This window comes from Calidifontibacillus erzurumensis (assembly GCF_013303125.1).
GTDB classification, from domain to species: Bacteria; Bacillota; Bacilli; order Bacillales; family Bacillaceae_J; genus Calidifontibacillus; species Calidifontibacillus erzurumensis.
Window position 1 is genome coordinate 59,586 of sequence record NZ_JABTTE010000001.1, and the last position, 21,365, is coordinate 80,950.

At 36.1% G+C, this 21,365-nt stretch carries 21 protein-coding genes; 19 read left to right on the top strand and 2 right to left on the bottom strand.

Annotation, left to right across the window (positions count from 1 at the left end; all coding sequences use genetic code 11):
- The first annotated feature begins 25 nt into the window (after positions 1–25).
- The 6 genes from HR057_RS00295 to HR057_RS00320 all read left to right on the top strand — a co-directional run bounded on the left by HR057_RS00295 (position 26) and on the right by HR057_RS00320 (position 6,318).
- Positions 26–667, top strand: coding sequence for an O-methyltransferase (locus tag HR057_RS00295; RefSeq protein ID WP_230474299.1), 642 nt, complete (start codon positions 26–28; stop codon positions 665–667).
- A 5-nt stretch (positions 668–672) separates the two neighbouring features.
- Positions 673–1,602, top strand: a complete 930-nt coding sequence (locus HR057_RS00300; protein ID WP_173729405.1) for a peptidase U32 family protein — start codon at positions 673–675, stop codon at positions 1,600–1,602.
- 51 nt (positions 1,603–1,653) lie between these two features.
- Positions 1,654–2,934, top strand: coding sequence for a peptidase U32 family protein (locus tag HR057_RS00305; RefSeq protein WP_173729406.1), 1,281 nt, complete (start codon positions 1,654–1,656; stop codon positions 2,932–2,934).
- Between the two features lie 275 nt (positions 2,935–3,209).
- Positions 3,210–3,698 carry a transcription elongation factor GreA gene (gene greA, locus HR057_RS00310; RefSeq protein ID WP_173729407.1) on the top strand — a complete coding sequence of 163 codons (489 nt, stop codon included), beginning with the start codon at positions 3,210–3,212 and terminating at the stop codon, positions 3,696–3,698.
- A 58-nt stretch (positions 3,699–3,756) separates the two neighbouring features.
- A complete protein-coding gene (locus HR057_RS00315; protein ID WP_173729408.1) occupies positions 3,757–5,508 on the top strand; it encodes a peptidoglycan D,D-transpeptidase FtsI family protein in 1,752 nt (583 codons plus the stop codon).
- 114 nt (positions 5,509–5,622) lie between these two features.
- Positions 5,623–6,318 carry a YrrS family protein gene (locus tag HR057_RS00320; protein WP_173729409.1) on the top strand — a complete coding sequence of 232 codons (696 nt, stop codon included), beginning with the start codon at positions 5,623–5,625 and terminating at the stop codon, positions 6,316–6,318.
- Positions 6,319–6,341: 23 nt separating this feature from the next.
- Here HR057_RS00320 and HR057_RS00325 read toward each other — a convergent pair whose 3' ends face one another.
- Complete coding sequence (locus HR057_RS00325) at positions 6,342–6,551, bottom strand: YrzA family protein (RefSeq protein WP_173729410.1); 210 nt, start codon at positions 6,549–6,551, stop codon at positions 6,342–6,344.
- A gap of 121 nt (positions 6,552–6,672) precedes the next feature.
- Between HR057_RS00325 and mtnN the strand changes: the two genes are divergently transcribed.
- The 6 genes from mtnN to HR057_RS00355 all read left to right on the top strand — a co-directional run bounded on the left by mtnN (position 6,673) and on the right by HR057_RS00355 (position 12,939).
- On the top strand, positions 6,673–7,383 hold the full coding sequence (gene mtnN, locus HR057_RS00330; RefSeq protein WP_173729411.1) for a 5'-methylthioadenosine/S-adenosylhomocysteine nucleosidase: 711 nt from the start codon (positions 6,673–6,675) through the stop codon (positions 7,381–7,383).
- 322 nt (positions 7,384–7,705) lie between these two features.
- On the top strand, positions 7,706–8,428 hold the full coding sequence (locus tag HR057_RS00335; RefSeq protein ID WP_173729412.1) for a toast rack family protein: 723 nt from the start codon (positions 7,706–7,708) through the stop codon (positions 8,426–8,428).
- Positions 8,429–9,173: 745 nt separating this feature from the next.
- Entirely contained in the window at positions 9,174–10,031 is an 858-nt protein-coding gene (locus tag HR057_RS00340; RefSeq protein ID WP_173729413.1) for an ABC transporter ATP-binding protein, read from the top strand.
- Entirely contained in the window at positions 9,970–10,896 is a 927-nt protein-coding gene (locus HR057_RS00345) for an iron-hydroxamate ABC transporter substrate-binding protein (protein WP_173729414.1), read from the top strand. The genes HR057_RS00340 and HR057_RS00345 overlap by 62 nt, the downstream gene beginning before the upstream one ends.
- A gap of 31 nt (positions 10,897–10,927) precedes the next feature.
- Positions 10,928–11,935, top strand: a complete 1,008-nt coding sequence (locus HR057_RS00350) for a FecCD family ABC transporter permease (protein WP_173729415.1) — start codon at positions 10,928–10,930, stop codon at positions 11,933–11,935.
- On the top strand, positions 11,932–12,939 hold the full coding sequence (locus tag HR057_RS00355; protein ID WP_173729416.1) for a FecCD family ABC transporter permease: 1,008 nt from the start codon (positions 11,932–11,934) through the stop codon (positions 12,937–12,939). Before HR057_RS00350 ends, HR057_RS00355 begins: the two co-directional genes overlap by 4 nt.
- A gap of 55 nt (positions 12,940–12,994) precedes the next feature.
- Here HR057_RS00355 and HR057_RS00360 read toward each other — a convergent pair whose 3' ends face one another.
- Entirely contained in the window at positions 12,995–14,215 is a 1,221-nt protein-coding gene (locus tag HR057_RS00360; protein ID WP_173729417.1) for an MFS transporter, read from the bottom strand.
- Between the two features lie 533 nt (positions 14,216–14,748).
- On the opposite strand from HR057_RS00360, the gene HR057_RS00365 reads away from it, so the two are divergent.
- The 7 genes from HR057_RS00365 to HR057_RS00395 all read left to right on the top strand — a co-directional run bounded on the left by HR057_RS00365 (position 14,749) and on the right by HR057_RS00395 (position 21,353).
- Positions 14,749–15,702 carry an ABC transporter permease gene (locus HR057_RS00365; RefSeq protein WP_173729418.1) on the top strand — a complete coding sequence of 318 codons (954 nt, stop codon included), beginning with the start codon at positions 14,749–14,751 and terminating at the stop codon, positions 15,700–15,702.
- The gene (locus tag HR057_RS00370; RefSeq protein ID WP_173729419.1) at positions 15,692–16,645 is read left to right on the top strand and encodes an iron chelate uptake ABC transporter family permease subunit; all 954 of its coding nucleotides are present in this window, start codon (positions 15,692–15,694) and stop codon (positions 16,643–16,645) included. The genes HR057_RS00365 and HR057_RS00370 overlap by 11 nt, the downstream gene beginning before the upstream one ends.
- A complete protein-coding gene (locus HR057_RS00375) occupies positions 16,642–17,418 on the top strand; it encodes an iron ABC transporter ATP-binding protein (RefSeq protein WP_173729420.1) in 777 nt (258 codons plus the stop codon). The genes HR057_RS00370 and HR057_RS00375 overlap by 4 nt, the downstream gene beginning before the upstream one ends.
- Positions 17,419–17,600: 182 nt before the next feature.
- Positions 17,601–18,629 (top strand): siderophore ABC transporter substrate-binding protein, encoded by a 1,029-nt coding sequence (locus tag HR057_RS00380; RefSeq protein ID WP_173729421.1) that lies wholly within the window; start codon positions 17,601–17,603, stop codon positions 18,627–18,629.
- 201 nt (positions 18,630–18,830) lie between these two features.
- Positions 18,831–19,847: an ABC transporter substrate-binding protein gene (locus tag HR057_RS00385; protein ID WP_173729422.1), complete on the top strand. Its 1,017-nt coding sequence runs from the start codon at positions 18,831–18,833 to the stop codon at positions 19,845–19,847.
- Positions 19,825–20,604, top strand: coding sequence for an ABC transporter permease (locus HR057_RS00390; RefSeq protein WP_173729423.1), 780 nt, complete (start codon positions 19,825–19,827; stop codon positions 20,602–20,604). Before HR057_RS00385 ends, HR057_RS00390 begins: the two co-directional genes overlap by 23 nt.
- Entirely contained in the window at positions 20,586–21,353 is a 768-nt protein-coding gene (locus tag HR057_RS00395; protein ID WP_173729424.1) for an ABC transporter ATP-binding protein, read from the top strand. The genes HR057_RS00390 and HR057_RS00395 overlap by 19 nt, the downstream gene beginning before the upstream one ends.
- The last annotated feature ends 12 nt before the right edge of the window (positions 21,354–21,365 follow it).

Here is a 21,365-nt window from a genome sequence, read left to right on the forward strand (position 1 = left end):
GATAAGTTGAAGGAGGTTTACCTATTTGTTTGTTCCAAGCGAAGTAACTCGCTATATCGAAAGCCTTATACGTGATCGGGAACCTGCTCTAAAAGAAATGGAATTGTATGCAAAAGAGCATGGGGTACCAATCATGGAACTGGTGGGCATCGAAACAATGCTTCACCTATTAAGACTGCTTAAGCCGAAAGCAATTCTTGAGATCGGAACTGCGATCGGTTACTCAGCGATTCGAATGGCGAAAGAATTGCCGCATGCAAAAATTGTCACGATAGAGCGCGACCGGTCACGCTATGAAATTGCGCTTGAAAATATAAAAAAAGTTAATTTGGAAAAGCAAATCACAGTCATTTATGGCGATGCCCTTGAAGTGGAGGCAGAAGTGCAAGAATATGGTCCGTATGATTGTTTGTTTATCGATGCTGCCAAGGGCCAATATCGCCGTTTTTTTGAAATATACAGTTCTCATTTGAGTGCCAACGGGGTTGTTTTTTCTGATAATGTTTTATTCAAAGGTTTTGTGGCAAATGATAATGTAGATAATAAACGTCATCAAACCATGGTTAATAAAATTAAAGCTTATAATGAATGGCTGATGACACATCCTGACTTCGATACAATGATTTTAACAGTTGGCGATGGGATTGCCATCAGCAGTAAGAGGTGAAGGAAATGAAGAAACCTGAACTATTAGTTACGCCTACATGTATACAAGATATAGAGCTATTGGCACAGGCTGGTGCTGATGCGGTTTTAATTGGGGAAGAGCGTTTTGGATTGCGCCTTGCTGGCGAGTTTAAAAAAGATGATTTAAAGAAAGCGATCGAGATTAGTCACCAACATCAAATGAAAGTTTATGTGGCTGTCAATGCCATTTTTCATAATGATAAAATTGATGAATTAAAAGATTACATTCAATTTGTAAATGAAAGTGGTGCAGATGCGATCGTTTTCGGAGACCCGGCTGTTTTAATGACCGTACGGGAAGTTGCCCCAAATATGAAGTTGCACTGGAGTACAGAAACTACAGCAACGAACTGGTATACGTGTAATTATTGGGGTAGAAAAGGAGCGAAACGTGCCGTATTAGCCCGAGAGCTAAATATGGATGAAATCGTCGAAATAAAAGAAAATGCAGAAGTTGAAATTGAAGTTCAAGTGCATGGTATGACTGCAATGTTTCAATCTAGACGTCCGCTCATTGGCAATTACTTTGAATTCCAAGGCAAAAAAATGGAAATAAAAAACAGTACAAAGGAAGAAATGCTATTTTTGCATGATAAAGAACGAGATAACAAATATCCAATATTTGAAGATAGCAATGGCACCCATATTATGAGTCCTGGGGACATTTGCATCATCGATGATCTTGAAGAGCTTATAGATGCTGAAATTGACTCATTTAAAATTGACGGTATTTTAAAGTCATCGGACTATATTATTCAGATGACGAAACTTTACAGGAAAGCGATCGATTTATGCATCGAAGACCGTGATCAATATGAAGATTTGAAAGAACAGCTGGTCGCTGAAATTAAAGCCATTCAGCCGGTAAACCGCCCGCTTGATACAGGATTTTTCTATAAAGAAACAGTTTACTGATATGGGGACGCCTCTTATGTTTCCATCCCCTAAAGAAAGGAGTGTTGGGAATTGACAGTCTTAGCTGACAAAATTTCTACGATTGTTGACGGCAAGCGTGTCATCGTAAAAAAGCCAGAACTTCTAGCACCAGCAGGCAACTTGGAAAAATTAAAGATTGCCGTTCATTATGGTGCTGATGCAGTTTTTATTGGCGGACAAGAGTACGGGCTTCGTTCAAATGCCGATAACTTCACGCTTGAAGAGATGGCAGAAGGCGTAGAATTTGCCAAGAAATACGGAGCTAAAATATATGTAACAACCAATATATATGCACATAATGAAAATATTCCAGGACTTGAAGAATATTTACAAGGACTTGAAAGAGTGGGTGTTGCAGGAATCATTGTTGCAGATCCGCTTATTATTGAAACATGCAAAAGGGTGGCTCCAAAACTTGAACGTCATTTAAGTACACAGCAATCGCTGACGAACTGGAAAGCCGCTCAGTTTTGGAAAGAAGAAGGGCTTGAACGTGTCGTATTAGCCCGTGAATTGAGTGCTGAAGAAATTAGGGAAATTAAAGAAAAAGTTGATATTGAAATTGAGACGTTTATCCACGGAGCGATGTGTATTGCCTATTCCGGCCGGTGTACATTGAGCAATCATATGACTGCACGCGATTCGAACCGCGGAGGCTGTTGTCAATCCTGTCGTTGGGATTATGATTTATATAAACTCGAAAGAAACAATGGGAATATTATAGAAATTCCTCAATTTGAAGAACAAGATTTGCCGTTTGCGATGAGTCCAAAAGATTTGAATTTGATCACTTCGATTCCAAAAATGATTGAACTTGGCATTGATAGTCTTAAAATTGAAGGCCGCATGAAATCAATTCATTATATTGCTACCGTTGTCAGTGTTTACCGAAAAGTAATTGATGCCTATTGCGCTGATCCAGATAACTTTGTCATCCAAGAAGAATGGCTGAAAGAGCTTGATAAATGCGCTAACCGTGATACTGCTCCAGCATTTTTCGAAGGTTTTCCAGGATATAAAGAACAGATGTTTGGACAACATAGCAAAAAAACAACTTATGATTTTGTCGGAATGGTTCTTGATTACAACCCAACAACAAAAATAGTGACTTTGCAGCAAAGGAACTATTTCAAACCAGGAGATGAAGTGGAATTTTTCGGTCCTGAAATCGACAATTATAAAATGAAAATTGATAAAATTTGGGATGAAAAAGGCGAAGAATTAGATGCAGCACGTCATCCACTTCAAATTGTGAAATTTAAAGTGGACAAACCAGTATTCTTGTACAATATGATGAGAAAAGAGATGTAACGAACCGAAAAGGCGATTGTGTCCTTGTATTTTGATTGGCTCTCGTACAGATGGGAGCCTTTCAAAAATATTTTAAAAATGAAAACATATTTGTGCTAGAGCAGGATTATGTTTTTATAAAAGGAAAGCCTTTTCAAAAACAGATATTGATGAATTGTTAAATTTATAATAGGATATAAAAAGTATCCATATGATAATTGTATTAAAGTATGGGGGCCATACAATTATCGATCATTTGAATATACATAACTAATGATATAAAGGAGTGAAGGGATATGGCAGAAGAAAAAAGCTATTATATGACGGAAGAAGGAAAAGAAAAATTAATTAAGGAATTGGAATATTTAAAAACTGAAAAAAGAAAAGAAGTTGTTGAACGCATAAAAATTGCCCGTGGATTTGGTGACCTTTCAGAAAACTCCGAATATGATGCTGCTAAAGATGAACAGGCGTTTGTAGAATCAAGAATTGCTATGTTAGAAAAAATGATTCGCAATTCGGTTATTATCGAATCTGATAATGAAAATACGAATACCGTTACTCTTGGGAAACAAGTAACTATTGCAGAAATTTTGCCTGATGGCAGTGAAGAGGAAGAAGAAAAATATACGATTGTAGGTAGTGCCGAAGCAGACCCGTTTGAAGGAAAAATTTCAAACGATTCCCCAATGGCCATGAGCTTGCTAGGACGCCAAGTTGGTGAAGAAGTAATCGTCCAAACGCCTGGTGGCGAAATTAAAGTCCGTATAAAAGATGTGAAATAAACTTTAAAATGTTTTAACAATCGATACCTCGTCAACAATGTTGATGAGGTGTTTTTTTATGCATGTCAAAAAGAGAGCAAAAATTTTTATTGTTTGTACGATGATTTTATTATTGGCACTTATTGGGCGTCTTGCGCAAATTCAATTGATTCAAACAGAATCTTTTTCAAAACATCACATTAATCTAATTGAAGCAAGCGTTAAACAAAGAACGCAAGCGATTGTTTTAGATGACGGGCGTGGGCGGTTTATTGACAGGAACGGAGATGCAATCACGAATGATTATTATCCTAGTTTAGTATTGTTTCCGTTTTTGAAAGGAATGGATTGGCCATCTGATAAAATTGCCGCAATTATCGGTGTTCCGGAGCGGGAATTGATCAGAGCAGTGGAACAGGCTAAAACACCATTTGCTTTTGGGGGCAAATATCCTTTAAAACTTACCGAGTTGCAAAAAGATCAAATTAACGCTTTAAAAATTCCTGGTGTTTTTGCTGTATATAAACAAGTTCCAGCCGATGAACGATTAGCAGAGCATTTAATAGGGATTGTTCGGCAAAATTATCAACTGCTTAAGGAACGCTATCCGGAAAAACTGAAAAACAGTTTAATATCCCCTGACACTGCAATCGGGATTACTGGTCTACAGCGAGCATTTGACGAATTTCTGTTGCCAGAAGGAGAATCAAAGCTTCTTTATCATGTCGACCAGTTAGGAGGGCCATTGTTTGGACTTGATGTTAAATATACAGCTCCGGCCAATCCTTTTTATCCAACAGCCATAAAAACCACTTTAGATAAGTCTTTGCAGACGATGGTAGAAAAAGAGCTAGATAAAATAGGTTTGAAAAAAGGAGGCGTCGTTTTACTTGATGTTGAAACGAGTGATATTTTGACGCTGGCTAGCCGTCCTAAGATGAATGATAAAAATCCTTTGGCTGAACCAGGTGGGATAAATACAATGATTTTACCGCAAATTCCAGGTTCTATTTTTAAAATTGTAACTGCTGCTGCAGCAATTGAAAGCAATTTGAAAGTAAATAGCAGGATATATGATTGCAATTTAAATCTTTATGGAGAAAAAGGGAGCGAGAGGGAGTTGGGTCTGTTAAATTTTGAAGAGAGCTTCGCCAAAAGCTGTAATTACACATTCGCAAAATTGGCTGAGGAACTAATGGCCGAAAATCCTGATTATATGGAACAATATGCAGCCAAACTGGGACTTATTGGCCGTATCGGTTGGCATGGCGATGTTTTCCATTTCGGTAATTTTAAACAATTTCCAGAGGAACAAACAGGCCGGATATGGGGAGATCAAAAAGATAAATACGTTAAAAAAGCAATTAATCAAACGGCTATTGGCCAAAAAGAAGTTCGCTTAAGTCCTCTTGCAGTTGCAAATATGATGGCGACAATAGCAAGAGGTGGAGAGAAAAAACAAGTCCGGGCAGTATCAGAAGTTCAATATAAAAACGGAACGACTTTATTTTCTTTTCCACTTCAAAATTTAGAAGGGGAACAACTATCATCTCATACGATTGATAAACTGCAACATTTGTTGCGGGAAGTTGTACAATCAGGTACAGGCGTACGATTTAATACATTACCTTATACAGTAGCCGGAAAATCTGGGACAGCCGAAACCGGCCGTGAAGGATTCGTTAACAAATGGTTTGCCGCCTATTTCCCTGTCGAATATCCGAAATACGCTTTAGTCGTTGTTGATTTGGATGTGCGGGAGAACGAAGCTAAAACATATGAAATTGTTGAAAAAATTATTTTAAACATATACCAATCGGTTAATGGATGATCGACATATAAATGGACCCATTTTCCTATTAATAGTTAAATCACTTTAAGATAGTGCAAAATAATGGTAGAATACGAGGTAAAGCAGTTTAAGATGCAAGTGGGGGCTATAACGATGAAAAAGCATTTCGATGATCTAATTGAAGGACCTCGTTTTCAAAATAGGGTTCGAAAACGCAGGAAGCGTCTCATTAGCTTAAGTATTGCCATAATAGCCGTAATTCTTTTTTTTAGTGTAGTTAATATGTTTTCAGATTCATCGGAAGAAACAAATGGTTCAATTGAGACAACAAGTGATGCACTTGAACAAGAAGACCAATCTATTAATGAAGATGAAGAAATGACTAATGAAACCGATTCTGATGAAGATATAGACGTTCAGGAAGATCCATATACGAACATAAATGAAAATAAAGGTCAAACTGATTCCGGTATCCAAGTAAATAACAATAATTGGTTTGAAGATCAAGAGGCAACCCGTTTACCTTCCGAGGAACAAATAAATGATGGGGTTGACACAGGCCAAACCAATCAGCAAGTTAAACATTCAACCGATTTTACTAAAGGATCAAAAGATTGGATTGAAATGACTGCTGCAGTGAGTGTTGCAACAGGTTTGCCGGAAGATCAAATGATCATTTGGTGGTTAGGTAATGGCGGTTCACCTACTAAAGCAGTGTCTACCGTTAGTACAAAAGACAAACAATTCTATTACCGCGTGCAATTAGAATGGAATGAACAAACAGGATGGAAAGCTGTTAACGTAGAGGAAGTTGATGGAACGGAAATAAAACCTAATAATAACGGGTAAAAAATAAGGGCTTAAAAGAGCCCTTATTTTTTTAACTTAAAATGAACAACTGCCGTATAATAAGTTCTGCCTGATTCATCAAGAATATGGGATTGATGTTGGACAGAATGGACAGTTAATAGAATAGCTTTATTGTTTTCGATCTGTTCATTTATTTTCTTTTCTAATGTTTTTAGATCATAGGCTTCGAAAAATTCAATTTTATCTTCGATTACGTCGAGTTTAAATTCCATTAAACCACCCTTTCTTCGTAGAATTGTTTGCTTTCTCCTATTCGCAATAAGTATAATAGTGACCGTACAATCTATATCTTAAAATAAATGAGATACATAGAAAAGGAGCAAGGGTAAGCTTATGAAAATTGGGATAATTGGCGCAATGGATGAAGAAGTGGCGATTTTAAAAGAAAAAATTTCAAATCGCCAAGATATAACAATTGCAAAGAGCGAGTTTTCGGTTGGAAAGATTGGTGAAATTGATGTTGTCTTATTGAAATCGGGAATCGGTAAAGTAAATGCTGCCATCGGCACAACATTGTTATTGGATCATTTTAAGCCTGATTATGTATTAAACACAGGTTCTGCGGGAGGTTATCATACTGAACTGAATGTTGGTGACATTGTTATTTCAACAGACGTCAGACATCATGATGTCGATGTAACTGTTTTTGGGTATGAGTATGGGCAAGTTCCACAAATGCCACCAGGATTTATACCAGATGAAAAACTAATTGAAAAAGCTGAAAAAGCAGCGGAATCAATTACTGATATTAAAGTTGCAAAAGGTTTAATCGTAACGGGTGACTCTTTTATGCACGATCCAGAACGTGTCGAATTTGTTCGCGGCAAGTTTTCCGATATTTATGCAGTAGAAATGGAGGCAGCGGCGATTGCTCAAGTTTGTCACGTGTTTAATGTTCCATTTGTAATTATTCGTGCGTTATCAGATATCGCTGGAAAAGAATCCAATGTCTCTTTTGAACAATTTTTAGAAACAGCAGCACGACATTCTGCCACATTTATACTCAATATGATTGCAGAATTTGAAAAAGAATTAAAAAATTAAAAAATAAGGTCGTTAATCAATCCTTGATCTTGCAACAATCTTTTAGAGGATTTCCACAGGTTGGAAAGCCTCTTATTTTTATTAGGAAAATGAATACACTTAATCCATTTGATAAGATCTTTTTAGTGTGGAAGAGTATGAAAATGTTATTTAACTTATTTGGGTATTTTTTGATCAAATTATACAATTGAAATTGAGTGTATGAGTTTATTTGTAATTTGCAAATTTAAGATTATAAAAATTGTTAAATTTGTCTACATTTAGGACAATTTCTTTTTGCTATAATCATAGAAGTGGACTTGAGATGCAAGGAGGCAAAAAAATGAAAAAAAGATGGATGACCTTTTTCGTTGTTCCATTTCTCATCCTAACGGCCTGTGGAGGCGTACAAACAGGTGAGGTACAAACAGAAAAGAAAAGCATCAATGTACAGGATGAAAAACAATTAGACGTATCCATAAGGTTTGGAGTGGGTGATATAACGATTAAAGGAGGAACACCAGCTGCTTTTGATGTTGATTTCAAATATAATGTCGAAAAGCTAAAACCAATTATAGATTACAATGTTTCAGAGAAAACGGGCAAGCTTTCTATTTATCAAAGCAATATGAATGTTCCTCAAGGAAATATGAAAGGGTTAGAGTATCTGGGACAAATTATATTAAATGAATCTATCCCGACAAAACTATACGTCAAAACAGGAGCAGGAGCCAATGTACTTGATTTACGCAATATACAATTAGAAAAAGCTGACATTATTTCAGGCGTTGGTGAGACAACTATTGATCTAAGTGGAAATTACAAAAAGCCGTTTGATGTAAATATTGAAGCAGGTGTCGGGAATGTGAAGCTAATTGTTCCAACAAGCATAGGTGCAAAAATAGTTGTTAATAGCGGGATTGGTGAAGTGAATGCATACGGTTTAACGGCTGAAAGTAAAGATATATTTGTAAACGATGCTTATAATAAGGAAAAGAGTAATATCAACATAAATGTTAAGGTTGGTGTCGGTAATTTAGAAATCGTTAGTGGGGAGACAAAATAAGAAAGCAAATTCATACAAGAGGGTGATTTTCTCCTCTTGTTTTTTGTCCGTTCATAGGCAAGTTAGAACGAATCTTTTCGTAATTTGCAAAGCAAAAAGGAGAGGGGGAATAGTTAAAGAACATGAATCTCAACACGGAAGGAATTGAGCCTTTAGTCCGTGTCCCATGCGTTTTTAGAATCAGCAATAGAAATTCGAAAGCGAAATAAGTTTTGCTCTCTTGAACGTATATGAAAATCAAGTCGGGCATATATTTATTTCAGCGTATCAACATTCAATCTTGTATAAATAAGCGTCGGTTTTTCATCCAATTTCCAAACGAGAAACAAATAAATCCATACTGAAATTGAAAATGTAAGGAAAAAAATGAAACGTACTAAAAAACGAGATATTCCAAAGAATCTGCTACGCCACCACATACATCAAATAGAGCGTTATCATTTGACGATTTAGATAGTTTTCCCATCTAAAATTCCCCTTCAGAATATTGGAATTCATAATTCTATTTTTATCAGATAGAATTTTTATTTAGAAGCAACAACCATTCAAGAATACCTAAAATTTAAAAACTAGCCAGGTAGGTAAGTATTATTTTTCGACCGGTCTAACAAACAATTAAAAGTTCTACAAAGCAGTATTTAAAGGACTTCTATTGACATTGATTATCAATACTACTATATTAAAATATGAATAATATTGAAAATGATTTTCATTTTTTACATATTTTAATAATGGAGGCTCATTTATGGCACGCCTTTGTACAGAAGCATTAAAAGTCGGTTATGGTGATCGTTTAATTGTAAAGGATCTTGGTATTGAAATCCCAGATAAAAAGATCACTATAATTATTGGTTCGAATGGTTGCGGAAAATCGACCTTATTAAAAGCAATTACTCGTATCATTCCTCATCAATCTGGCTCTATTTTACTTGATGGAAAGAGTATTACAAAGGAAAATACGAAAGAACTTGCTAAAAAAATGGCGATCCTTCCTCAAACACAAGAAAATGCAAGAGGATTAACCGTTGGGGAGCTAGTGTCTTATGGACGCTTTCCATATCAAAAAGGCTTCGGCCGTTTAACAACTAAAGATATAGAAGTCATTGATTGGGCGCTTGAGGTAACAAAACTTTCAGAATATAAATATCATCCTGCCGATGCTCTTTCAGGCGGGCAGCGCCAGCGTGTTTGGATTGCAATGGCTCTCGCTCAAGAGACAGATATGATCTTTCTTGATGAACCGACTACTTATTTAGATATGGCTCATCAACTTGAAGTATTAGAACTGTTGCAAAGTTTAAATAGGGAACAGGGACGAACGATTGTCATGGTTTTACATGAATTGAACCAAGCAGCCCGATTTGCCGATTACATCATTGCGATGAAAGACGGTAAAGTTGTAAAAGCTGGAACTTGTGAAGAAGTAATTACCCGTGATGTGTTAAAGACGGTTTATCAAATTGATGCCGTCATCGGAAGGGACCCAAGAACAAATAAACCAATGTGCATAACTTATGACTTAATAAAAGGAGAGGAACAAAATGAAAAAACTACTCATGCCATTTCTGCTGTTGTTAACGATTATGTTGGCAGCATGCGCTAATAACGGAGAAGAAAATAGCAAAAACAACCAAACCGGTTCAGAACAAAATGACCAAGAAGAAATGATTACATATCAGTCGGAAAATGGTCCTGTGGAAGTTCCGGCAAATCCGAAGCGGGTGATTGTAATAGGATCTTTTACCGGGAATGTGCTTGCATTAGATGTTCCTGTCGTTGGAGTTGATCCTTGGGCAAAAATGAATCCTCGTTTTAACCTAGAAGGTGTAGAGGAAGTAACAGATGAAAATTTGGAAAAAATTCTTGAACTTGAGCCTGATTTAATTATTGGTCTTTCTACAATGAAAAATGTAGATAAATTAAAAGAAATAGCTCCTGTTGTTACATATACATATGGAAAACTCGATTATTTAACACAACACTTAGAAATCGGAAAATTATTGAATAAAGAAGCAGAAGCAAAAGCATGGATTGATGATTTCAAAAAACGGGCCCAAGAAGCTGGGGAAAAAATTAAAGAAAAAATTGGAGAAGATGCCACAGTTACTGTTGTTGAACATTTTGATAAAGAGCTTTATGTTTTTGGAGACAACTGGGGACGGGGAACGGAAATTCTTTATCAAGAAATGAAGTTGAATATGCCTGAAAAAGTCAAGGAAACAGCGTTAAAACAAGGGTACTATACAATATCTTTAGAAGTCCTCCCTGAATTTGTTGGGGATTATCTAATTATTAGTAAGGAAGAAGGAAAGGAAACTTCTTTTATGGATTCAGAAACTTATAAAAATATTCCTGCAGTGAAAAACAATCGAGTATTTGTTGCAAATTCGAAAGAGTTTTATTTCAATGATCCAATTACATTGGAATATCAATTAGATTTCTTCATAAATTCTTTTCTAGGAAATTAATAGTTTACAAAAGAAAATGAGATGATTTGTTATGATAAATAAAATGCATTCTTTGCCATTTGTTTATAAATTTGTTTTGAGTTTTCTATTATTGTTAGCTGTCTTTTTTCTATCGATGGTTTTGGGTGCAGCCGAGACTAGTTTGAAAGAAGTATGGCTAGCACTAACTTCAAAAGTAAAAACAGATACGATTATTATGATTAGAGAAATTCGTTTGCCCCGAGAAATCGGGGCGATGTTTGTTGGTGCAGGACTTTCAATCGCTGGTGCCATAATGCAAGGTGTAACAAGAAATCCCCTTGCAGACCCAAGCTTGCTCGGGTTAACGGCTGGTGCCAATGCGGCTTTAGCACTAACAATTGCACTTGTCCCTGCGGCCAATTACTTTGTCATAATGATTGCGTGTTTCCTCGGTGCCGCTGTTGGTACCATTATGGTTGTAGGTATTGGTGCTGCCAAAAAAGGAGGTTTTTCTCCACTAAGAATCGTTCTGGCAGGTGCTGCTGTATCGGCTTTTCTTTATGCGATCGCAGATGGCATCCGCATTTATTTTAAAATTTCTAAAGAAGTTTCGATGTGGAGCGCTGGCGGTGTGATCGGAACTACATGGGATCAGCTGCAAGTGATTGTTCCATTTATTTTTGGTGGTATTATTTTATCACTTGTTTATTCAAAACAACTTACGATTCTTAGCTTAAATGAAGATCTAGCCATTGGATTAGGGCAAAAAGTTACTCAAGTAAAATTGATCTTATTTATTATTGTGATTATGCTTGCAGGTGCTTCCGTTGCGTTAGTAGGAAACCTTGCTTTTATTGGATTAATGATTCCACATATTGTAAGGGCATTAGTTGGAACGGATTACCGTTATATTTTACCGATGTGCGCAACTATTGGAGCTACCTTTATGCTTTTGGCAGACTTGCTTGGTCGTACTATAAATGCACCGTTTGAAACACCGGTGCCGGCAATTGTTGCAATGATAGGCTTGCCTTTCTTCCTTATTATCGTCCGTAAAGGAGGGAGGGTTTTTTCATGATACATCCGAGTGTAGTCAAAAAACAGCGCTTATACATGATCATTCTTATTATTTTGATCGTGGCAACGACTATCATCAGTATGGGTTTGGGCTATACTTCTCTTTCCTACAACAGGTTGATCCCGATCCTTTTAGGGGAAGGGACTTTTAAAGAGGAGTTTGTTTTATATTCTATTCGATTGCCACGTATTTGCATTACTCTTTTGGCTGGTATGGCACTGGCTGTATCAGGTGCTATTTTACAAGGGATTACACGAAATGATCTTGCTGACCCGGGGATGATCGGATTAAATTCTGGAGCAGGTGTAGCGATTTCCATTTTCTTTTTATATTTTCCGATTGATGTGGGTTCATTTATTTATATGCTCCCAGTTGTTGCCTTTTTAGGAGCGCTTGTTGCGGCCCTATTAATCTATTTGTTTTCCTACACGAAAGGCAGCGGTGTTCAACCGGTAAGATTGGTTTTAATAGGTGTCGGTTTTTCAATGGCGTTAGCCGGAACAATGATCGTTTTAATTTCTTCTTCAGAACCTCAAAAAGTTGATTTTATTGCGAAATGGTTAGCAGGAACAATTTGGGGTACAGATTGGCCTTTTATTTTAGCCCTATTGCCGTGGTTAATTATTCTTCTTCCATTTACAATATATAAAGCAAATCGGTTGGATTTGCTGAATTTAAGCGAACCAACCGCCATCGGTGTCGGTGTAGCAATTGAAAGAGAGAGGCTCGTCCTTTTATTAACGGCGGTTGCGCTAGCGGCAGCTGCAGTATCAGTAACAGGTGCAATCGCTTTTATCGGATTACTGGCTCCTCATATCGCTAAAGCATTAGTAGGTCCTAGACACCGCCTTTTTATTCCAATCGCTATTCTGATCGGTGGGTGGCTGTTATTGCTTGCCGATACAATTGGACGAAATTTAGCTGACCCTGAGGGAATAGCAGCAGGAATTATGACCGCATTAATTGGTGCACCGTATTTTATTTACTTGTTATTAAAAAATTAGGTAGAAAAAAATTGCAAAGAGGGTATTTGTATTTTCTGCATCCTCTTTGCATTTTTTATTTTTCGATTTTACTTTTTGTAAGGATGCCCGTAAAGGCGAGAAGTATTAAAAGCGATGATGAAATAATAAATGCAGGAAGAACTCCAAAGACTGTGGAAAGCCAACCTCCGAGCAAAGGACCTAAAATAGTTGCTGTAGTTGCAATACTATGAATGACTCCAAATACACGGCCTGTCATATAGACTGGTGTTTCTATTTGAACCGATGCATAATAAGGGACAAATATTAAATTTGTAGAAAATCCTGCTAAAAAACCTAGGATTGGCATCCAAACAATCGATAAGTGCGTATTCAAAAATGTAAATAATGCCATCGAACCAAAACTTGCCCCTAATCCTAAAAAGCCAATAATCATTAAAGGAAGACTACTGTAATCGGTTTTTTTCGTTAAGAGTAGGCCAGAGAAAAACATTCCGATACCAGAGCCGGTTACTAAGTATCCAAAAAGATCAGGTGATGCATCAGGTAGTTCCCTTATTAAAACAATCAGTTGTGAATCTGCAAGTTGTATAAGCAATAAACTTGTGCCTAAAAATACCATACCGATAAATAGAAACTTATTAGTTTTCATATAAGAAAATCCGATGGAAAAATCAGTTCGAAATGATGTTTTTATATTCTTTTCTACATGATTTTTTCCCAGAGGGGAACGGACAGTAGTAGGTAATAACAAGAGTAATATCGCCGAGATAACAAAGGTGAGCGAGTCAATATAAAAAACAGGCTTAGTTCCAAATGCAGCTACAAATATTCCACTAAGCAAAGGACCTAACACTTTCGTGCATGAATCGATGATCGATGAAATTGACATGGCACTTTTCATTTCATGATCAGAAACTATTTGTTTTAATTGACCGTTTTTGGCAGGAATAAAAACGGAAGAAAATGAACCGATTGCAAACAAACATATATATACAATCCAAATTGTATGAGCATTGGCTAATAGAAGGATTAGTCCGGCACGAAACATATCAGATAGTACCATTAATGTTTTTCTATTAAACCGATCTGCTGCTATTCCAGAGATAGGGCCAAAAAGTGCCATCGGTGCAGCCAAGCATAAAAATAGCATTGATACTTCCAATGGTGAAGCATTCCATTTTAAGCCTGCAAGTGTAACTACCGCCACTAAACTTAACCAATCACCTATGCTGGAAATCATCTGAGCGAGCATGAGTTTTACAAAACCTTTATTTTTCAGTAATCTTTTTATCACCTTTTTCCCACACTTTCTCAATGCAAATTAATATTATAAAGATTCATTTTCGTTTAGCTTATGAAAAAATCTCTGTCGGATATTATACTTGAGGAAATCTTCAATGACTATTAAAGTGCTCATTACATAATTTAACTAGATAACATACATGAACGATGTATTTTGAGCTTGTTAATTAGATTGTCAATTATTCTTGTAAGGGCATTTAAGTTTTTTACGTGCAAAAACATACTATGATCCATTTCTGAATAAGATTTAAATGTCCGAAACAGTGGCGGGATCGGACAGAAAGAAAGATGCCCATCATTGGTGATTCTCAAAATAGTGAGGTTTAGTTCACACACGAATTCATTGAAAAATAACTTTAGGATTTGATGTAAAGGCATCATAAATTCAAAAGGAAGAGAGTGTGAGAAAAATGAATGATATTTCCATTTTTATTGACATTGATTCTCATTCTTGTTAATATTTTAAATGATAATGAATTGCTTTACCAATTAAAAAATACATAAACATAGTTATGAGGGTTACAGATGAGATTATGGGTGTTGATCATTTCTGCTATCATCCTGTCATTTATTTCATTGTTTATCGGAGCGATCGACATTAAGCCAACAGATTTGCTTGACTTTGAATCTGATAAAGTACAAATCTTCTTAATTAGCCGTGTTCCCCGGTTAATCGCTATTATTCTGGCAGGAGCAGGTATGAGTATTGCAGGTTTAATCATGCAGTCTTTAAGTCGGAATAAATTCGTTTCGCCAACGACTGCAGGTACATTAGATGCTGCAAAACTTGGCATTTTAATTTCGATGTTATTTTTTTCTCAAGCAACTTATATGCAGCAAATTATTTTTTGTTTCGTTTTTGCATTAATTGGAACTTTGTTGTTCATGCAAATTTTAGATCGCATTAAATTTAAAGATGTCATTTTTGTTCCTTTAATTGGGATTATGTATGGGAACATTTTATCAGCAATAACAACGTTTCTTGGATATGAAACAGATCTCTTGCAAAATGTCCAAACATGGTTAATGGGAAGTTTTACATTAATTATTGCTGGCCGTTATGAGTTGCTTTATGTAAGTATTCCAGCTGTAATTATCGCTTATTTATTTGCGAGTAAGTTTACAGTTGCAGGAATGGGGGAAGATTTCTCTAAAAACTTAGGATTAAGTTATAAGTTTGTATTAAATACTGGTCTAATTCTTGTAGCTATCATTTCAACAACAGTTGTATTAACCGTTGGTGTGATTCCGTTTTTAGGGTTAATTGTCCCGAATATTGTTTCACTCTATTTAGGGGATCATTTACAAAAGACAATCCCTCATACTGCGGCATTAGGTGTCGTCTTTCTATTAATCTGCGATATTTTAGGAAGAGTCCTTATCCATCCTTATGAAATACCAGTTAATATTACGGTCGCGGTCATTGGCAGTGCGATCTTCTTAACGATGTTATTTAGGGGGAGAGCATATGCAAAATAAAGGAAAACTTGCCATACTCGCGGCTCTTTCAATCATTTGCGTTTTGTTATACTGCTTTTATGATATTAAGGGTGGATTTGACTATGCTTTTCCTAAACGAGTAATTAAAGTTTCCGCGATGGTTGTAACAGGTATAGCTATCGCTTATTCAACGGTTGTGTTTCAAACGATCACGCAAAATCGAATTTTAACACCATCCGTTATGGGTCTAGACTCGATGTATGAAGTAGTGCAAACGCTCATTTACTTTTTTGCCGGGTCTATGTCTGTTTGGGTGTTAAATAAATATTTAAACTTTGGAATTGCTTTAGTTGCAATGGTTTTGTTTGCGCTTCTTTTGTATCGTTTCTTATTTCGAGCAGATAAGCACCCTATTTATTTGCTGCTTTTAATCGGTATGATATTAGGAGCGCTATTAGGTAGTTTTGTGACGTTTTTACAAGTATTAATTGATCCAATCGAATATTTAAGTTTGCAAAGCCGTTTATTTGCAAGTTTTACTAATGTGAAAGCAGAGTTATTGTATATTTCTATCTTTATTTTGTTTATATCGTTCCTATATGGATTCCGTATAATGGATCGTCTCGATGTCATGTCGCTTGGAAGAGAAAATGCAATCAACCTTGGTGTAAATTATGACCGAATGGTTTTGAATATTTTAATTCTTTCATCGGTATTAATTGCAACATCAACAGCACTTGTTGGGCCGATAACATTTTTTGGTTTAATTGTCGCAAATATTTCATACCAATTTTTGGTTACCTATAAACATTCTGTTTTAATATTGGGAGCAAGTTTGCTAAGTATTATTGCACTTGTTGGTGGACAATTTCTCGTTGAGCATATTTTTGAATTGCGTACAACATTAAGTGTCATCATTAACTTTATTGGCGGCATTTACTTTATTTACTTACTATTAAAGGAAAGTAGGGCTGCGGGATGATTGAAATTAAAAATTTGACAAAACGATTTGGAAAAAAGCCGGTTGTAGAAGATGTAACGGTAACAATTAAGCCTAGGACAATTACATCTTTTATTGGGCCAAATGGTGCCGGTAAATCAACACTTCTATCAATGGTAAGCCGTTTATTAGATGCGGATACTGGGGAAGTGCTCCTTGATAAAAATAATGTAAAAAAGTGGAAATCATCTGAGTTTGCAAAACGAGTATCTATATTGAAACAAACAAACTTTATTAATGTGCGCTTGACGGTGAGGGAACTAGTTGCCTTTGGACGATATCCGTATTCAAAAGGGCGTTTAAATGATGTAGATGAAAAATTTATTAACCAAGCTCTCGAATATATGAACTTAACCGATATTCAAGATCGCTTTTTAGATGAATTGTCTGGCGGTCAAAAACAACGGGCGTTTATAGCAATGGTTATTGCACAAGATACAGACTATATACTTTTGGATGAACCTTTAAACAATCTAGATATGAAACACTCTGTTCAAATAATGAAAATTTTACGCAAACTTGTGGATGATCTCGGTAAAACCGTCATTATCGTTTTGCATGATATTAACTTCGCTTCCGTATACTCGGATCGAATTGTTGCATTAAAGAATGGAAGACTTGTAAAAGACGGGCCGACTCATGAAATTATCAATTCTGAGACGTTACGGGAAATTTATGATATGGATATTCCTATAAGAGAGCAAGATGGATGTCGGATTTGTGTATATTTTCATTCAAATTCAATAGCATATTAATTCAGGTTGCCTAGAGTCAAATTTCTCTAGGTAACCTTTTTGGTAAAAATAGAAATAAATATAAAATTTTTCAATTTCTATATTGACCTTATTAAAATACTGTTTTAAAATGATAATCGTTATCAATGATAATGAAATTCATTGTCATAAAAATATTTTTACATAAGGAGTGCAAGATCATCATGAAAAAGTGGAGAAACTTTTATGCAGTCTTCGCAATCGCGTTAGCATTACTACTTGCAGGTTGCGGGTCTGCAAAAGAAGTTAACAATGAAGCGGCGGAAACGGAGGAAAAAGAAGTTGAAACAACTTCTAATGCACAAGATTCTACATATCCGATGACTGTATCGCCAACAATTGCTTCAACTGAAACTGAAGAGGCTGGTCAAGTTTTATTTGAAGATGTTACTTTTGAGTCAATGCCGAAAAAAATGGTAGTCTTTGATTATGGATTTTTAGATACGTTAGATGCTCTTGGTGTTGAAGGAGTAGTTGGTGTTCCAAAAGACTCGACCCTCCCTGCTCATCTTGAAAAATATGCTCATGATGAATATGTAAATGTCGGTTCTTTAAAAGAGCCTTTATTGGAAGACATCGCTGAAATCGGCCCTGACGTAATCTTTATTTCTGCACGTCAAGCGACTTTTTATGAACAATTAAAGGAAATTGCTCCTGTGCTATATATCGGAACATCTCAAGATGACTACTGGAATACATTCTTAGCTTCTGTAGACATTGCAGCCAAAATGTTTGGTAAAGAAGCTGAAGCAGATGAATATAAAGGAAAATTTGATGAAGCTTTAGAAAAAATAAACGCTTTAGCAAGTAATTATGAAACTTCTTTAGTTACTATGTATAATGAAGGTAAATTATCAGGGTTTGCAACAAATTCACGTTTTGGTTATGTGTATGATACTTATGGTTTTAAACCAGTTACAGAAGACATTGAAGCATCAACTCATGGTTCTAATTTCGGTTTTGAAGCCATTTTGAAATTTAATCCGCAAGTATTATTCGTCATTGACCGAACAGCTGCGGTAGGCGGTACGTCAAATATTCAAAAAGATTTAGAAAATGAAATTATTAAGAAAACAGAAGCTTACAAAAATAATAGAATCGTATATTTAGATGGTCCGCTATGGTATTTAAGCGGCGGTGGTCTACAATCTGAGCTTGCAAAGATTGAAGAAATCTTAGCTGAACTTAAATAGTTGATCCCCCTTCATATAAATAAAATGTCTGATCGGTTATGGTCAGACATTTTTTCATTATTTATATAGTTTTATTTAAAAAAATATTAAAAGTGTGATTTAGCTCACTTATAATGATAATCATTTTCATATATAATTTAATTGCTATTGATAATCATTATCAAAATATTAGAGAAAAATGATTGGCAGGAGGGAATGATTTTGAAAACTTTTAAGTCATCATTATTTTTAATAATGATGGTATTAGCAATACTTACCATCACTGCTTGCGGAGGAAAATCAACGACAGAACAAAATTCAGAGCAAGCACAAGCACAAAGCGAACAAAAAGAAGAAACAACATCAGCAGAAAAACAAACATTTACATTCCTTACACCTAAAGGGGCACCTGCATTGCCAGGATTACTTTTAGCTGAAGAAGGGTTTGAAAATTATCAGCTTGAACTTCAAACATGGGATCAGCTTGAGCAATTATTAGCCCATCTTCAAAATCAAGAAGGAGACTTTATAGCTGCACCGGTGAATGTGGCTTCAACCTTAGTTAACAAAGGTCTCCCTCTAAAGTTGATAAATGTAAATACTTGGGGAACTATTTTCCTTGTTACAACAGATGATAATGTTAAAACACTTGCAGATTTAGAAGGAGAGTCATTATATATCTCTCATAAAAGTGGTCCGCCTGATGTCTTAACAAAATACTTATTAGAAAAAGAAGGAATCCAAGATAAAGTGGAATTAAATTATGCAACACCACCTGAAATTGCACAAATGCTGATTGCAGGGAAAATTAAACATGCCGTATTGCCAGAGCCCGTTCTTAGCAGCGTACGCATAAAATTGCAAGATCAAGTGAAAGAAGTCATCGATTTCCAAGCTGCATGGAAAGAAATGTATAATTTAGATTTACCTCAAGCAGGAATTGTTGTAACAGAAAAATTTGCAAAAGAACATCCAGAAGTCATTGAAGCTTTCCAAAAAGCTTATGGAGAAGCGATTGAAAAAATGTACGCAAACCCTGATGAAATCGCAAAACTTGCTGAACAATATTTAGACTTAAAAGGACCTATTGTTAAAAACGCATTAAATAAAATGGTCATCAAATTAGTAGAAGCTAAAGATGCGAAAGCGAGTGTGGAACAATATTTTTTAATTTTACTAGAGTCACAACCCGAATCTATAGGGGGACAATTGCCAAATGAAGGGTTCTACTACAAATGATAGAGACACAATAACGACTTTTTCAGCAATGGCAACGATCGTAGGACTATGGTGGATCGTCTCGTTTTTCTATCCACCGATTATTGTTCCATCACCTGTTGAAACAGTCGAAAAAGCCTATCAATTAGCAGTAGAAGGTCAGTTAACGAAGGAGCTTGCCATAACAGTTCAGCGTGCGCTTATTGGTTTCTCCTTCTCTTTAATTAGCGGATCCTTATTAGGCTGCTTTATAGGTTCTTATGAAAAATTATATCAGTTTTTTAAGCCAATGGTGACTTTTTTACAAACAGTTCCACCCATTTCATGGATTTTACTAGCGATCATTTGGATGGGGTTTGGCAGCGGTGCTCCAATTTTTGTTGTCATTATTGCTACATTTCCAATTTTCTTCTTTAATGCTGTTCAAGGTGTGCGGCATTTGCCCGAACATTTATTGGAAATGGGGCGTACGTTTCAAGTTCACCGTCTTCGCATGATAAAAGACCTTTATTTGCCGTCATTATGGCCGTTTATTTCATCGGCAATTACGATTTGCTTAGGAAATAGTTGGAAAACAATTGTGATGGCCGAACTTTTAAGCTCAAATAGCGGAGTGGGGGCAGCACTTAGTATGGCTAGATTGCAATTGGAAACGGCGGAAGTATTTGCTTGGACGATGGTCATTGTCTTGCTCGGTTTAATAACGGAACATGTCTTTCAGTGGTTTGATGATCGTACAAGAGTGGGGAAGGTGAGAAAGTGGAAATCAGGAATTTAACGTTTGCCTATGGCGATAAAGACATTTTTAAAGACTTTTCCATTTATATACCTGAAGGTGAAATTACTTGTATTCTTGGTAGTTCAGGCGTAGGAAAGACAACATTGCTGCAAATGATTGCAGGGATCAAAAAGCCTCAATTCGGAGAAATCATTAAAAATTCCAATCAAGTAAGCTATATTTTTCAAGAACCACGTCTATTACCTTGGAAAACTGTTATAGAAAATGTGGAATTTGTTCTATTAGATAAGATGGATAAGGGAAAGCGACGAGTTATTGCGAAAGAAATGCTGGAAAGAGTCGGTTTAGGCGATAGTCTTCATCGATTCCCGCATGAGTTGAGCGGCGGAATGCGGCAACGCGTATCGATCGCTCGGGCTTTTGTAATAAAACCGGAAATTCTTCTGTTAGATGAGCCGCTCCAAGGATTGGATGTCATCAAGCGACAAGAAATTCAAGATTTGCTCGTTTCCCTTTGGGAAACTTATAAACCTACAGTCGTATACATCACTCATGATGTAGAGGATGCTTTAGCAGTTGCTTATCAAATTATTGTTTTTGCAGGTCAGCCTGTAAATGTTCTATGTCATACCTTTATAGATCAGCCAATTAAAGAACGCAGCTCTTCTCCTACCTATATGGATGCTTTTCGTACCCATTTAATGTTGCAAATGAAAAAGTCAACCGAAATTCCCTTCGATAAAATGATGCAAATGAAAATGATGCAACAAAAAATGAAGATGGCTTAAAAATTGAAAGAA

Excerpts from the sequence above, each read along its gene's own strand:
- HR057_RS00340 (WP_173729413.1), top strand. The coding sequence starts at position 9,174 with ATGGCACGCCTTTGTACAGAAGCATTAAAAGTCGGTTATGGTGATCGT.
- HR057_RS00390 (WP_173729423.1), top strand. The coding sequence starts at position 19,825 with ATGAAGGGTTCTACTACAAATGATAGAGACACAATAACGACTTTTTCA.
- HR057_RS00375 (WP_173729420.1), top strand. The coding sequence starts at position 16,642 with ATGATTGAAATTAAAAATTTGACAAAACGATTTGGAAAAAAGCCGGTT.
- HR057_RS00325 (WP_173729410.1), bottom strand. The coding sequence starts at position 6,551 with ATGGAATTTAAACTCGACGTAATCGAAGATAAAATTGAATTTTTCGAA.
- HR057_RS00355 (WP_173729416.1), top strand. The coding sequence starts at position 11,932 with ATGATACATCCGAGTGTAGTCAAAAAACAGCGCTTATACATGATCATT.
- HR057_RS00365 (WP_173729418.1), top strand. The coding sequence starts at position 14,749 with ATGAGATTATGGGTGTTGATCATTTCTGCTATCATCCTGTCATTTATT.
- HR057_RS00380 (WP_173729421.1), top strand. The coding sequence starts at position 17,601 with ATGAAAAAGTGGAGAAACTTTTATGCAGTCTTCGCAATCGCGTTAGCA.
- mtnN (WP_173729411.1), top strand. The coding sequence starts at position 6,673 with ATGAAAATTGGGATAATTGGCGCAATGGATGAAGAAGTGGCGATTTTA.
- HR057_RS00335 (WP_173729412.1), top strand. The coding sequence starts at position 7,706 with ATGAAAAAAAGATGGATGACCTTTTTCGTTGTTCCATTTCTCATCCTA.
- HR057_RS00370 (WP_173729419.1), top strand. The coding sequence starts at position 15,692 with ATGCAAAATAAAGGAAAACTTGCCATACTCGCGGCTCTTTCAATCATT.
- HR057_RS00300 (WP_173729405.1), top strand. The coding sequence starts at position 673 with ATGAAGAAACCTGAACTATTAGTTACGCCTACATGTATACAAGATATA.
- HR057_RS00315 (WP_173729408.1), top strand. The coding sequence starts at position 3,757 with ATGCATGTCAAAAAGAGAGCAAAAATTTTTATTGTTTGTACGATGATT.
- HR057_RS00320 (WP_173729409.1), top strand. The coding sequence starts at position 5,623 with ATGAAAAAGCATTTCGATGATCTAATTGAAGGACCTCGTTTTCAAAAT.
- HR057_RS00345 (WP_173729414.1), top strand. The coding sequence starts at position 9,970 with ATGAAAAAACTACTCATGCCATTTCTGCTGTTGTTAACGATTATGTTG.
- greA (WP_173729407.1), top strand. The coding sequence starts at position 3,210 with ATGGCAGAAGAAAAAAGCTATTATATGACGGAAGAAGGAAAAGAAAAA.
- HR057_RS00350 (WP_173729415.1), top strand. The coding sequence starts at position 10,928 with ATGATAAATAAAATGCATTCTTTGCCATTTGTTTATAAATTTGTTTTG.